General features: G+C 54.0%; 17 protein-coding genes. 9 read left to right on the top strand and 8 right to left on the bottom strand.

Features of this window, described 5'->3' with window-relative positions; all coding sequences use genetic code 11:
* Positions 1 to 146: 146 nt before the first annotated feature.
* From ACMGGR_RS17875 to ACMGGR_RS17855, 5 genes are all read left to right on the top strand, one after another.
* Entirely contained in the window at positions 147 to 332 is a 186-nt protein-coding gene (locus ACMGGR_RS17875; protein ID WP_246761950.1) for a YegP family protein, read from the top strand.
* Positions 333 to 414: 82 nt separating this feature from the next.
* On the top strand, positions 415 to 2553 hold the full coding sequence (locus ACMGGR_RS17870; RefSeq protein ID WP_414147475.1) for a lysine decarboxylase LdcC: 2139 nt from the start codon (positions 415 to 417) through the stop codon (positions 2551 to 2553).
* Positions 2554 to 2626: 73 nt separating this feature from the next.
* On the top strand, positions 2627 to 3013 hold the full coding sequence (locus ACMGGR_RS17865) for a VOC family protein (protein WP_246761946.1): 387 nt from the start codon (positions 2627 to 2629) through the stop codon (positions 3011 to 3013).
* A 32-nt stretch (positions 3014 to 3045) separates the two neighbouring features.
* Positions 3046 to 4347 (top strand): tRNA lysidine(34) synthetase TilS, encoded by a 1302-nt coding sequence (gene tilS / locus ACMGGR_RS17860; protein ID WP_414147474.1) that lies wholly within the window; start codon positions 3046 to 3048, stop codon positions 4345 to 4347.
* Entirely contained in the window at positions 4344 to 4655 is a 312-nt protein-coding gene (locus ACMGGR_RS17855; protein WP_246761943.1) for a c-type cytochrome, read from the top strand. Before tilS ends, ACMGGR_RS17855 begins: the two co-directional genes overlap by 4 nt.
* 36 nt (positions 4656 to 4691) lie before the next feature.
* On the opposite strand, the gene rof is transcribed toward ACMGGR_RS17855, so the two are convergent.
* Together rof and ACMGGR_RS17845 are read right to left on the bottom strand one after the other, a co-directional pair.
* A complete protein-coding gene (gene rof, locus ACMGGR_RS17850; RefSeq protein ID WP_281434700.1) occupies positions 4692 to 4952 on the bottom strand; it encodes a Rho-binding antiterminator in 261 nt (86 codons plus the stop codon).
* Positions 4939 to 5136, bottom strand: a complete 198-nt coding sequence (locus tag ACMGGR_RS17845) for a YaeP family protein (RefSeq protein ID WP_246762045.1) — start codon at positions 5134 to 5136, stop codon at positions 4939 to 4941. Before ACMGGR_RS17845 ends, rof begins: the two co-directional genes overlap by 14 nt.
* Before the next feature lie 129 nt (positions 5137 to 5265).
* On the opposite strand from ACMGGR_RS17845, the gene ACMGGR_RS17840 reads away from it, so the two are divergent.
* From ACMGGR_RS17840 to ACMGGR_RS17830, 3 genes are read left to right on the top strand one after another with little or no spacing between them, the layout of a single operon-like run.
* Entirely contained in the window at positions 5266 to 5817 is a 552-nt protein-coding gene (locus tag ACMGGR_RS17840) for a YaeQ family protein (RefSeq protein ID WP_246761941.1), read from the top strand.
* Positions 5814 to 6236 (top strand): alternative ribosome rescue aminoacyl-tRNA hydrolase ArfB, encoded by a 423-nt coding sequence (gene arfB / locus ACMGGR_RS17835; protein ID WP_246761940.1) that lies wholly within the window; start codon positions 5814 to 5816, stop codon positions 6234 to 6236. Before ACMGGR_RS17840 ends, arfB begins: the two co-directional genes overlap by 4 nt.
* A 21-nt stretch (positions 6237 to 6257) precedes the next feature.
* Positions 6258 to 6662: a copper resistance protein NlpE N-terminal domain-containing protein gene (locus ACMGGR_RS17830; protein ID WP_246761938.1), complete on the top strand. Its 405-nt coding sequence runs from the start codon at positions 6258 to 6260 to the stop codon at positions 6660 to 6662.
* Between the two features lie 30 nt (positions 6663 to 6692).
* Here the strand turns inward: ACMGGR_RS17830 and proS are convergent, their stop codons facing one another.
* From proS to metN, 6 genes are all read right to left on the bottom strand, one after another.
* Positions 6693 to 8411, bottom strand: a complete 1719-nt coding sequence (proS, locus tag ACMGGR_RS17825; protein WP_246761936.1) for a proline--tRNA ligase — start codon at positions 8409 to 8411, stop codon at positions 6693 to 6695.
* A 106-nt stretch (positions 8412 to 8517) separates the two neighbouring features.
* Entirely contained in the window at positions 8518 to 9222 is a 705-nt protein-coding gene (gene tsaA, locus ACMGGR_RS17820; protein WP_414147473.1) for a tRNA (N6-threonylcarbamoyladenosine(37)-N6)-methyltransferase TrmO, read from the bottom strand.
* Positions 9219 to 9623, bottom strand: a complete 405-nt coding sequence (gene rcsF / locus ACMGGR_RS17815; protein ID WP_246761933.1) for an Rcs stress response system protein RcsF — start codon at positions 9621 to 9623, stop codon at positions 9219 to 9221. The genes tsaA and rcsF overlap by 4 nt, the downstream gene beginning before the upstream one ends.
* Positions 9624 to 9774: 151 nt before the next feature.
* Entirely contained in the window at positions 9775 to 10590 is an 816-nt protein-coding gene (locus tag ACMGGR_RS17810; RefSeq protein ID WP_246761932.1) for a MetQ/NlpA family lipoprotein, read from the bottom strand.
* A 26-nt stretch (positions 10591 to 10616) separates the two neighbouring features.
* A complete protein-coding gene (locus ACMGGR_RS17805) occupies positions 10617 to 11270 on the bottom strand; it encodes a methionine ABC transporter permease MetI (protein WP_246761930.1) in 654 nt (217 codons plus the stop codon).
* Positions 11263 to 12294 carry a methionine ABC transporter ATP-binding protein MetN gene (metN, locus tag ACMGGR_RS17800; protein WP_414147472.1) on the bottom strand — a complete coding sequence of 344 codons (1032 nt, stop codon included), beginning with the start codon at positions 12292 to 12294 and terminating at the stop codon, positions 11263 to 11265. Before metN ends, ACMGGR_RS17805 begins: the two co-directional genes overlap by 8 nt.
* Positions 12295 to 12472: 178 nt before the next feature.
* Between metN and gmhB the strand changes: the two genes are divergently transcribed.
* A complete protein-coding gene (gene gmhB, locus ACMGGR_RS17795; protein WP_414147471.1) occupies positions 12473 to 13033 on the top strand; it encodes a D-glycero-beta-D-manno-heptose 1,7-bisphosphate 7-phosphatase in 561 nt (186 codons plus the stop codon).
* Positions 13034 to 13208 lie beyond the last annotated feature (175 nt).

Raw genomic sequence — 13208 nt, 5'->3', positions numbered from 1 at the left:
GCTTTTTATTTTCCTGCCTTTCCTGAATTTGTCACGCCTTTCCCGTTTTAAAAAAGCCGTATCGATCAACTTTTCTTATGATTTAGCTTGCTCTGAAAAGCGAAGCCGTTTGTTATAACTGCGGGAATAAATAAACAGGAGGAAAAATGGGATACTACGAATTAAGAAAATCACACAAGCAGACGCAGCAGCCCTGGTATTTTGTACTGATCGCCAGCAACCATGAAGTCATTGCCGTCAGCGAAATGTACGCCAGCAAGCAGAGCGCACTGAACGGGATTAAATCCGTGCGCGCTAACGCCCCATCTGAAGACGTGCGCGATAAAACCTGACCACCCGCGGAGGTGATTAATCCTGCCTCCGCATCGCAACTTCGCTATGCTTACTCCTTGCCGTAATTTTAAGGAGTTTGCAGTGAATATTATCGCGATCATGGGACCGCACAACGCGTTCTATAAGGATGAACCCATCCGCGAACTGGATGACGCATTACGCGCCCAGGGCTTTCAAACCATTTATCCAAAAGACGCGGCGGACCTGCTAAAGCTGATTGAGCACAATCCACGCATCTGCGGCGTTATCTTCGACTGGGACGAGCACGGCTTCGAACTTTGCAGTGAAATCAATCAGCTTAACGAATATCTGCCGCTGTACGCCTTTATCAATACCCATTCAACCATGGACGTCAGCGTTAATCAGATGCGTATGGCGATCTGGTTCTTTGAGTATGGCCTGGGCGCAGCGGAAGATATCTCGCAGCGTATTCGTCAATATACTGATGAATATGTCGATACCATTACGCCACCGCTGACCAAAGCGCTGTTTACCTATGTGAAAGAAGGGAAATACACCTTTTGTACGCCAGGCCATATGGCGGGAACGGCGTTCCAGAAAAGCCCGGTCGGTAGCCTGTTTTATGACTTCTTTGGCGGTAACGCGCTGAAGGCGGACGTATCGATTTCCGTTACCGAGCTGGGATCGCTGCTCGATCATACCGGCCCGCATCTGGAAGCAGAAGAGTACATTGCGCGTACCTTTGGCGCAGAGCAGAGCTACATGGTGACCAACGGCACCTCAACATCAAATAAGATTGTTGGTATGTACGCCGCGCCGACTGGCAGCACGGTGCTGATTGACCGCAACTGCCATAAATCGCTGACGCATCTGCTGATGATGAGCGATATTGTGCCGCTGTGGCTCAAGCCAACCCGCAACGCGCTGGGCATTCTGGGCGGTATCCCGAAACGGGAATTTACGCGAGAAAGCATAGCGCAGAAGGTTGAGCAGACAGAGCGCGCCAGCTGGCCGGTGCATGCGGTGATCACCAACTCTACCTATGACGGGCTGCTGTATAACACGCAGTACATCAAAGAGACGCTGGACGTGCCGTCAATCCACTTTGATTCTGCCTGGGTGCCCTATACCAATTTCCACCCTATCTACAGCGGATTAAGCGGCATGAGCGGCGAGCGCACGCCGGGAAAAGTGATTTACGAAACCCAGTCAACGCACAAGCTGCTGGCGGCCTTTTCCCAGGCTTCGCTGATCCACATTAAGGGCGAGTATGACGAACAGACCTTTAATGAAGCCTACATGATGCACACCACCACTTCGCCTAACTACCCGATTGTGGCCTCTATCGAAACGGCGGCGGCGATGCTGCGCGGTAATCCCGGCAAGCGGCTGATCAATCGCTCCGTCGAGCGGGCGCTGCATTTCCGTCGCGAAGTGCAGCGGTTACGGGAAGAGTCGGACGGCTGGTTCTTTGATATCTGGCAGCCGGAAGGCGTGGATGAACCGCAGTGCTGGCCAATCCAGCCGGGCGAAGAAGACTGGCACGGCTTTAACGATGCCGATGCTGACCACATGTATCTGGATCCGATTAAGGTCACTATCCTCACGCCGGGCATGAGCGAGCAGGGCGTGATGGCGGATGAAGGGATCCCGGCTGCGCTGGTGGCAAAATATCTCGACGAGCGCGGCGTGGTGGTCGAAAAAACCGGGCCTTATAATCTGCTGTTCCTGTTCAGCATCGGCATTGATAAAACCAAAGCGATGAGCGTGCTACGCGGGTTAACGGAATTCAAACGCGCTTTCGATCTCAATCTGCGCGTAAGGAATATGTTGCCGGATCTCTACGCGCAGGCACCTGAGTTTTACCGCAATATGCGTATTCAGACGCTGGCCCAGGGGATCCATACGCTAATCCGCGATCACGATTTGCCAAGGCTGATGCTACAGGCGTTTGATAAGCTGCCGGAGATGAAGCTGACGCCGCACCAGATGTTCCAGCAGCAGGTGAAGGGGAATGTGGAAACGGTGGATATCAGCAAGCTGGTGGGCCGGGTTTCGGCCAATATGATCCTGCCATATCCGCCTGGCGTTCCGGTAGTGATGCCGGGCGAGATGATTACCGAAGAGAGCCGCGCGGTGCTCGACTTTCTGCTGATGCTTTGCACCATCGGCCGCCACTATCCCGGCTTTGAAACCGATATTCATGGCGCAACCCTGACTGACGAAGGACAATATCTGGTGCGCGTACTGAAAGCGTAGTTCCGGAATTGTGCCATTGTCGTAAGCTTCCGGTCTGCGTAAGGTAGCCGGAAGCCATTATTCAGGAGAAGAGATGTTTATCAGGCAGGTTCACCATATTGCTATTATCGCCAGTCATTACGAAACCAGTAAGGCCTTTTACTGCAACGTGCTGGGTTTTACCCTGATGGGCGAAGTGTATCGTGAGGCAAGAGATTCCTGGAAAGGCGATCTGGCGCTGAACGGTGATTACGTTATTGAGCTGTTCTCTTTCCCTTCACCGCCAGCGCGCCCCAACGGACCAGAAGCCTGCGGACTGCGCCATTTGGCGTTTAGCGTGGATGATATTGACGCGGCAAAGCGCCATCTTGAAGAGAAGGGCGTGGTCTGCGAAGAAATTCGTATCGATCCGCTGACCGATAAGCGCTACACCTTCTTTAAAGATCCGGATGGTTTGCCGCTGGAGCTGTACCAGGCGTAAAATAGCGCGCCGCCTTTTTTGCAGGAATTTGCATGTCACTGCCCGATCTTCAACAGCATATTGCTGGCCAGACTCATCTGCTGGTGGCCTACAGCGGCGGTCTGGACTCTACCGTGCTGCTGCATCAGCTGGTTTGTTTGCGGCAGCAGCAGCCTTTTTCGCTGCGCGCTATCCATATTCACCACGGGCTTAATCCGCTGGCGGAGAGCTGGGTTGCGCACTGTCAGCAGCAGTGCGCACGATGGCAGGTGGAACTGGAAGTGGTCAACGTGCAGGTTGACGGTCGTGAAAAAGGCATCGAGGCGGCGGCGCGTGAAGCTCGCTACCGGGCTTTTCGACAGCATATTCAGCCGGGCGAAGCTTTGCTGACCGCGCAGCACCTGGACGATCAGTGTGAAACGCTGCTGCTGGCACTAAAAAGAGGCAGCGGCCCGGCCGGGCTTGCCGCGATGCCGGATAAAATGCACGCCGGTGCTTATGTGCATTTACGGCCTCTGCTCAGGCAGACGCGCGCGCAGCTGGAACTGTGGGCGGCAGAGCAGCAGCTGAGCTGGATCGAGGATGACAGTAACCAGGACACGCGCTACGACCGCAATTTCCTGCGTCAGCAAATCCTTCCGCAGCTGGCGGCTCGCTGGCCGCACTTTGCCCAGGCGACGGCGCGCAGTGCGGCGCTGTGCGGTGAGCAGGAGCAGCTGCTGGATGAACTGCTTGCCGAATCGCTGCATGCGCTAATCGATAAGCAAGGCGCGCTGGCCATTCAGACGCTGGAACCGATGAGCGCCGTGCGTCGTGCGGCACTGCTGCGGCGCTGGATAGCGCATCATCATGGCCTGATGCCGTCGCGGGACGCTTTGTCGCGTATCTGGCAGGAGGTGGCGTGCAGCCGCGAAGATGCGGAGCCGCGCCTGCAGTTAGGTAATTTTGAAGTGCGGCGCTTTCGCGACAGGCTTTACTGGCTGGCACGCCATCCTTCAGTACGCGACCAAATTCTCGACTGGCCGGTTACGGCGTCGTTTCTGACCTTGCCCGCAAAGATCGGCAGGCTGGAGCGAGCTGATAAAGGTACCCCGGTGCGCGCGCCGCAGGCTGGTGAAGCGGTCAGCGTGCGGTTTCAGGCACAGGGAAAATTTCATATTCTTGGCCGCGCGGGCAGCCGCCCGATAAAAAAAATTTGGCAGGAGCTGGGTATTCCGCCGTGGCAGCGTGAACGCACGCCTCTGCTGTTTTATGGCGATCGCCTGATTGCCGCCCCAGGCGTTTTCGTTACCCGTGAAGGCGACCCGAAGCAACAACCCGGCTGGCACATTTGCTGGCAACAGGAAGAGCAATGAAAAAAATAGTGGTATCGGCGCTGCTGCTGGCAGCCAGTTTGCCAGCCATGGCGGCTGGCAACGTGCAGGCAGGGCAGCAAAAAGCCGCCAGCTGTCAGGGCTGTCACGGCGCGAGTGGAAAAGCATCCGTGTCGCTTTATCCCAACCTTGCCGGACAAAACAGCGACTATCTGGTCCATGCGCTACAAGCTTATAAAAAAGGCGATCGGAGTAATGGTCAGGCGGAAGTGATGAAGGCTTTCGTGGCGGGATTAAGCGATGACGATATGGCAGATTTAGCGGCGTATTACGCCAGTTTAAAGCCATAATGGCGAAAGGGGCGGAAGAGTTTCCGCCCGAGGGATTTAGTCAGACTCGCTGACGACGACGGTGCCCAGTTCAGGATGGCTGAAGCTGGCAATATGATCGAGACGCAGTTCGCGGATCTCGCCTGAGAGATCGACAACCAGATATTCGACCTTTTTGCGTAACAGCAGATCGGTCGCTTTGGCCTGCAGCTGCTCGCCGTCTTTCATCGACAGCGCCAGCGTCCACTCTTTCTGGCAGGCCAGTTCCAGGTTGTCGTAATCATCGCAATTGATCGGTTGGTATTCATTCGTCAACATAATCGCTCACCAATAAGTTAGCAGCAGCAAAAGCTGCCTGTTCCCTGATTGAAGAGTGTAGCTCAGGATTAGCCGCTACCTCATCAAGCGCTTTTAGCACACAACCCAACGCGTCCGGCACGTATCCCAGATCGCCGCTGCCGATTTCAGCATATTTACGGCGAATTAATTCACAATAATGCACAGGCACCTCAAGAATTTTCAGTGGCGACTTGCCGACTATACCACAGGATTTTGGGGGAAATCAGTCCGGCGAAGCGTGATTTGCTACGCTGACGGGTTACAATAGCGGATAACAACAACAAGGATTCTCATGGCACTTAAAGCGACCATTTATAAAGCCACGGTCAACGTGGCGGATATGGACAAAAATGTTTTTCTCGACAGCACCCTGACGCTGGCTCGTCATCCTTCCGAAACGGAAGAAAGGCTAATGCTGCGGCTGCTGGCATGGCTGGTTAACGCGCATGAACGCCTGACTTTTACCCGGGGTTTAAGCGCGGAAGACGAACCGGAAATCTGGCTGATGAACGACCATAACGGCATTGAAGTTTGGGTCGAGCTGGGCCTGCCGGATGAGCGCCGGCTAAAAAAAGCCTGCAATCGCGCAGCCCGCGTATACTTGTATACTTATAACGCTCGCGCCGCGCAGATCTGGTGGCAGCAGAACCAGAGCAAGCTACAGCAGGAAAACCTGACCGTGCGTTTTCTGGATGATGAACAGCTAAAAGCGCTGACCCAGCTGGCTTCGCGCTCGATGACGCTCCAGGCGACTATTCAGGACGGCACTATCTGGCTGTCGGACGACCAGCATCATCTGGAGCTGCGCTTTACCGACTGGCTGATTGACGGCAAAGCGGCATGATTGTTCTGTCACGTAACGTCACTATTCCGGACAGCGAACTGGAGTTAACGGCAATCAGAGCGCAGGGTAATGGTGGTCAGAATGTGAATAAAAGCTCTACGGCTATCCATTTGCGGTTTGATATCCGCGCTTCGGGCCTGCCGGAGTTTTACAAAGAGCGTCTGCTTTCTGCCAGCCATCATCTGATTACGCCGGAAGGCATCGTCATTATTAAAGCCCAGGAGTATCGCAGCCAGGAGATGAACCGCGAAGCGGCGCTAAAAAGGCTGGAGAACCTGATTCAGGAGCTGACGGTGGTGGAAAAAACGCGGCGGGCAACGCGACCCACGCTGGCGTCAAAAAAGCGCCGGCTGGAGGGCAAGGCACGTAAAGCCACGACCAAATCACTACGTGGAAAAATGCGACGCGTATCGGATTGAGTCTGAAGCACAGGAGAATAAATGAAAAAAATCCTGATTGTTCTGGTGGTATCTCTGTTTTTTGGCCCGCTGATGGGCTGCCAGAACTACGATGTGGCTGCCACGGTGCAGCCGCGTGCAGCGACCGTGCAAAAATATCAGGGTGTGATCCCCTGTGCCGACTGTCCCGGCATTCGGGTCACGCTCTCTTTACAGCAGGGCGGACGCTATAGCCTGAACGAGTATTATCTGGCATCTGATAATGTCCACAATGACGAACAGGGGCATTGGTCGCGCACGGCAGAGAAGCTGGTATTGATTTCAGACGAAGGGGAAAAGCACTATTTTCATCCGCAGGCTAACGGACTGGAAATGACGGATGCGAGCGGGAAAGCTATCTCGACAACGATGAGTTATCGGCTGAGGCCGGTTGAAGCGGGAAGCTGAAGCGGCGGACAGAGCGCCCGCCGCTGACTTTTAGCCGTTAATCTCAGCCAGCAGGAAATCCAGAATTTCGCCGGTTTTAATCATCTGCTTCTCGCCCGCGCGACGGGACTTGTACTCCACCTCTTCGCTGTCGAGATTGCGATCGCCGATCACCACGGTATGCGGCACGCCAATCAGCTCCATATCGGCAAACATTACGCCAGGACGCTCTTTACGGTCATCCAGAATAACGTCAACGCCCCTGGCGCGCAGCTGGCTGTAGAGCTCCTCTGCCAGTTCCTTCACGCGGAAAGATTTGTGCATATTCATGGGCAGAATAGCAACCTGGAATGGCGCCAGCGCCGCAGGCCAGATAATGCCTCGCTCGTCGTGGTTCTGCTCAATAGCGGCGGCCACGATACGGGTAATACCAATGCCGTAACAGCCCATGGTCAGCGTCTGGTTGCGGCCATCTTCGCCCTGTACGGACGCTTTCATCGCTTCGGAATATTTGGTGCCAAGCTGGAAGATATGGCCTACTTCGATACCGCGCTTAATCAGCAGCGTGCCTTTACCATCCGGGCTGGCATCGCCTTCCACTACTTTACGCAGGTCGGCCACGCGCGGCAGCGGCAGGTCGCGCTGCCAGTTGATACCGGTCAGATGCTTGCCGTCTTTGTTGGCACCGGCACAGAAGTCGCTCATCATCGCCACGGTACGATCGACTACCACAGGCAGCGTCAGGCCAACCGGGCCGAGTGAACCAGGACCGGCGCCAAGCGCAGCGCGGATCTCTTCTTCGGTAGCGAAGGTCAGCGGCGCGGCGACGATATCGATTTTTTCCGCTTTGATCTCATTCAGCTCGTGATCGCCACGTACCATCAGCGCAACCAGCGAGTGACCGCTCTCTTTGGTCGCTTTGACCAGGAGCGTTTTCACCGTCTTTTCAATCGCTACCTTGTGCTGCTCAACCAGCGCCGCGATGGTTTTAGCATTCGGCGTGTCGATTTCCGTCATTGGCTGGGTAGCATCGGCACGGCTACCGGCTGGCGCGACGGCTTCCGCCAGCTCAATGTTTGCCGCGTAGTCTGAACCGGTAGAGAAAACGATATCGTCTTCGCCGCTTTCCGCCAGTACCTGGAACTCATGCGAGGCGCTGCCGCCGATTGAACCGGTATCAGCCTGTACCGCGCGGAAGTCCAGTCCCATACGCGCAAAGCTCTGGCTATAGGCACGATACATATCGTCATAGGTCGCCTGCAGGGATTCCTGCGACGTATGGAACGAGTAGGCATCTTTCATGATGAACTCGCGCGAACGCATGACGCCAAAGCGCGGACGTACTTCATCACGGAATTTGGTCTGGATCTGGAAAAGATTCAGCGGCAGCTGCTTATAAGAGCTCAGCTCGTTACGGATCAGATCGGTGATCACTTCCTCGTGCGTTGGGCCAAGCACGAAAGGACGTTCGCCACGATCGACGAAACGCAGCAGCTCGGGCCCGTACTGCTCCCAGCGTCCGCTTTCCTGCCACAAATCGGCAGGCTGCACAACCGGCATAGAGATCTCGATAGCACCGGCGTTGTTCATCTCTTCACGCACGATGTTTTCGACTTTTTTCAGTACGCGCAGGCCGGTAGGCAGCCAGGTATAAAGACCAGAAGCCAGTTTACGGATCATCCCGGCGCGCAGCATCAGCTGGTGGCTGATGACTTCAGCGTCGGCAGGAGTCTCCTTCTGGGTGGAGAGCAGGTATTGAGTAGTACGCATGAGTTACGATTCCAGTTAAGCAGAAAGCGACATTAAGCCAGGCTAAAAAAATGCTGGCGGCTAGTGTACCAGCGTGACCAAAGACTCAAAAGACACGGAAGATAAATTAACGGCTATCCACGGCAGTTACCAGGGTACCTGCGGCATCAACGCGCCAGCGTACGTTGAAATCCAGCAGCCACGCGGCATACTCGCGCTCCGGCTCTTCACCTTTGCGGTAGGCCGGTCTGGGATCTTGCGCCAGAACCTCGGCAATAAAACGTTCAAGATGGGGATAGCGTTTACCATGTTGAGCAATCTGCTGTTTTGCCTGCGCTGAAAAAGCGACGGGCATAGCCGCCGGGGGCGCATCCTGAGCAAAGCCCGCCTGCGCTGAAGGGATTGCTTCGGCAAAAGGCAGATAGGGCTTGATATCCACAACCGGCGTGCCGTCGACCAGATCCAGGCTGCCCAGTTCCAGAATCACCTCGCCTTTTGCGGTGCGGATCCCTTTTAACTCAACCAGCGACATGCCGATTGGGTTGGGGCGAAAGGTAGAGCGGGTGGCAAAAACGCCCATTCGTGTGTTGCCCCCCAGCCGTGGCGGTCGTACGGTTGGTCGCCAGCCGCCGGCCATCGTCTGATGAAAAACAAACAGCAGCCAGAGGTGGCTAAACGCTTCCAGTCCTCTTACGGCTTCAGGCTGATTGTAGGGCGGCAACAGTCGCAGCTCGCCGCCGCCATCCTGAACCAAACCGGGCTGGCGAGGAACAGCGAACTTTTCCTTCCACGGAGAGTGGATAATGCCGACTGGCTGGAAGGTGAAACTCATTGGCCGCTAACTTTCAGCGCGGAACCCTGGCAGACCGCCTGACGATAGCAGCCCTGAGAATTGGTGACGATTTCACATTTGTGCAGCAACACCGCATTGGCTTTCATACCCGATGCACGTATCTGCATTCTTTTACGAGCGGTAGCAATATTGGGTGGCGAACCCTGGCGGCTGCTCTGGCAATCTTCACCATAAACTTCGCCCAAATCGCGGAAAGGTTTGCTGACCAGATCGCTGGCATCGCTATAGAGTTTTACCGGCACAGGACGTGGCGCAGGCTTAACATGGGCTGATTCAGTCTGTGCAGGCTGCCTGAAAGGCTCCACAGGCTTATAAGGTTTATGCAGCAATGAGCACCCTGTTAGCGAAAGGGCTAACAAACAGAGCGGTACAACACGCATGGGAACATCCTCATTGTCGGTAAAAGAGGCGTTATTGAAGCAAGCCCGACGGCAAATAACAAGCGGGGATAAATGAACAAAGCGGGCTATTGCCCGCTTTGTTGAAGTAACAGCTACGTAACCGAAAGAATTAATCGGTACGGAATTGTCTTTACCAGCCTTTTACTGCACCGCCGTTGAAAATTTTGTTAGCGGCCTGTTCAACTTCATCCGAGTGGTAGGCCTCAACAAATTTCTTCACGTTTTCAGCATCTTTATTGTCTTCACGAGCGACAATCAGGTTCACGTAAGGCGAGTCTTTATCCTCAACGAAGATACCATCCTTCGCCGGTGTCAGGTTGATCTGGCTGGCATAAGTAGTATTGATCACCGCCAGCGCAATTTGCTGATCGTCCAGCGAGCGCGGCAGCTGCGGCGCTTCCAGCTCAACCAGCTTGATGTTTTTAGGATTGGAAACCACGTCCAGTGAGGTAGGCAGCAGGCCGACACCTTCCTTCAACTTAATCAGCCCTACTTTTTGCAGCAGCAGCAGCGAGCGGCCCAGGTTGGTTGGATCGTTAGGAATCGCAACCTGCGCGCCGTTCTGCAGCTCGTCCAGCGACTTGATTTTTTTAGAGTAGCCGGCGATTGGATAGACAAAGGTGCTACCGACAGAAACCAGCTTATAGTTGCGGTCTTTGATTTGCTGATCCAGATAAGGCTTGTGCTGGAAAGCGTTAACGTCAATATCGCCCTTGCTCAGCGCTTCGTTAGGTAATACATAGTCGTTAAAAGTGACCAGCTCTACGTCCAGGCCATATTTATCTTTAGCGACTTGCTTAGCGACTTCAGCCACCTGTTGCTCCGCACCTACAATCACACCAACCTTAATATGGTTAGGATCTTTTTCTTTTTGATCGCATCCTACCAGCGCCAGAGTACCAATCAGCGCGCCCACAGCGGCAAACGTTTTAAAATTAAAAGACATATCCTTTCCTTTATTTGTCAGAACAGTTATTTGTGGGTGACAGCACGAGCAATGCGGTCGCCGCAGAACTGAATTAAATAAACTAACACCACTAACAGCACCAGCACGGTATTCATTACCGTCGCGTTGTAGCCAATATAGCCATACTGGATCCCAATCTGACCAAGGCCGCCTGCGCCGACGGCACCGCCCATGGCAGAATAGCCTACCAGCGTGATTAGCGTGATAGTGGCCGCGTTAATCAGGCCGGGCAGGGCTTCCGGCAGCAGGACTTTTTTCACAATCTGCAAGGGCGTCGCGCCCATCGCACGTGAAGCCTCAATCAAGCCGTGCGGCAGTTCCAGCAGTGTGTTTTCCACCATTCGCGCAATAAAAGGTGCCGCGCCGATGGTCAAGGGTACGATGGCCGCCTGCAGGCCGATAGAAGTGCCCACGATCAGTCTGGTAAAAGGAATCATCCACACCAGCAGAATAATAAACGGAATAGCGCGGAAGATATTGACCACTGCCGATAAAAAGCGGTACAGCGCACGGTTTTCAATAATCTGGCCCGGACGAGTAACGTAGAGCAGCACGCCGAGCGGCAGTCCAAGCACAAAGCCAAAGAAACCCGAAACGAAGGTCATGACCAGCGTCTCCCAAACGCCACGGCAAAGAAGAAGAATCATCGCCTCAGACATAACCTAATACCTCTACCTTTACATGATGTTCCTGAAGAAAAGCGATTGCCGCCTGAGTATCTGCTTTTGCACCGTGCATTTCGGCCAGCATAATGCCGAATTTCACGCCGCCGGCGTAATCCATCTGCGCGCTAATAATGTTGTTATTCACGTTAAAGTTGCGGGCGGCTTCAGACAGCAGCGGCGCATCCACGGACTGGCCGGTAAATTCCAGCCGTAATAAAGGAATGCTTTCTGGTTTTGGCGCGACTGATAAACGTTGCGCATAATCTTCCGGGATATCCAGATGCAGCGTTGACTGGATGAACTGCTGTGCCAGAGGCGTTTTAGGATGAGAGAACACCTCACTCACCGTGTCCTGCTCAATCAACTGCCCCTGGCTAATAACGGCAACGCGATCGCAGATACGTTTTACTACATCCATTTCATGGGTAATTAACAGGATAGTGATGCCCAAACGACGGTTGATGTCTTTAAGCAGCTCCAGAATCGCTCTGGTAGTAGCCGGATCCAGCGCGCTGGTGGCTTCGTCGCACAAGAGGATTTTGGGATTGGTAGCCAGCGCACGAGCAATCGCCACGCGCTGTTTCTGGCCGCCGGACAGATTGGCTGGCCAGGCGTCATGCTTATCTGCCAAACCGACCAGTTCCAGTAATTCGCTAACCCGCGCGTTGATTTCCGTCCGCGAAAGCTTGCCCAACTCCAGCGGCAGAGCAACATTGCCCGCCACCGTACGGGAGTTAAGCAGATTAAAATGCTGGAATATCATGCCGATTTGACGTCGCGCCTGAGTCAGCTGGCTTTCTGAAAAAGCGGTTAACTCCTGATTGTCTACCAGTACGGTACCGGAAGTCGGGCGTTCAAGCAGATTTACACAGCGAATAAGCGTGCTCTTACCGGCACCAGACGAACCGATAACGCCATAGATTTGGCCGGCGGGCACTTCCAGACTGACGTCCGACAACGCGGTGATAGTGCGAGTGCCCTGTTGGAACACTTTGCTGATATTCTGAAGTTTTATCATTTTATTATCGTAATAAGGTTAGCCGTGGCAAATATTCGTCTGCATTTTCATACAGCGAGATGCGAGTGGATGGTAAGGCATCCAGACGTCTGAATCAATCGATGCACGCTTAAGGGCATTCTCTGGCGGAGCGCAAACGTGCGATACTGGTCTTAACATTTGTAGCAGGAGTTTCTACGTGACCAATAAAGTCCCAGCAATCTTTCTTGACCGTGACGGCACCATGAACGTCGATCACGGCTATGTGCATGAGATCGACAACTTCCAGTTTATCGACGGCGTCATTGAGGCAATGCGCGAACTTAAAAAAATGGGCTTCGCGCTGGTAATGGTAACCAACCAGTCCGGCATTGCTCGCGGCATCTTTACTGAAGATACCTTTATGCAGCTAACGGAATGGATGGACTGGTCGCTGGCCGATCGGGAAGTTGACCTGGATGGTATCTACTATTGCCCGCATCATCCGGAAGGAACGGTAGAAGAGTATCGCCAGGAGTGCGACTGCCGTAAACCTCAGCCGGGCATGTTGCTTTCGGCACAGAAGGAATTGAACATCGATATGGCCGCTTCTTATATGGTTGGCGACAAAATTGATGACATGCTGGCAGGCAAAGCGGCCGGGGTAGGTATAAAGGTATTAGTACGTAGCGGGAAAGCGGTTATGGAAGAGGGCGAAAATGCAGCAGATTGGGTGCTGGATAGCCTGGCTGACCTGCCTTCACGCATTAAAAAGCGCTAAAAAGCAGCGTTGCGCGCAAAATAGCAGCGAACGATAAAAAAGATTGTTTTTATGCTTGCCTTCCTGCGCTTCCTCCCTATAATGCGCCTCCATCGACACGGAACAACGGCTTACCGGCCGCCGGGTTGAGAGGTTCAGGAAGCTGAACCGCCGGAGAAAAACTTCTCAAAAAGAA

Source organism: Erwinia sp. BNK-24-b (assembly GCF_047456155.1).
Taxonomy (GTDB): domain Bacteria; phylum Pseudomonadota; class Gammaproteobacteria; order Enterobacterales; family Enterobacteriaceae; genus Erwinia; species Erwinia phyllosphaerae.
This window is presented reverse-complemented; position numbering and strand designations above follow the sequence as displayed.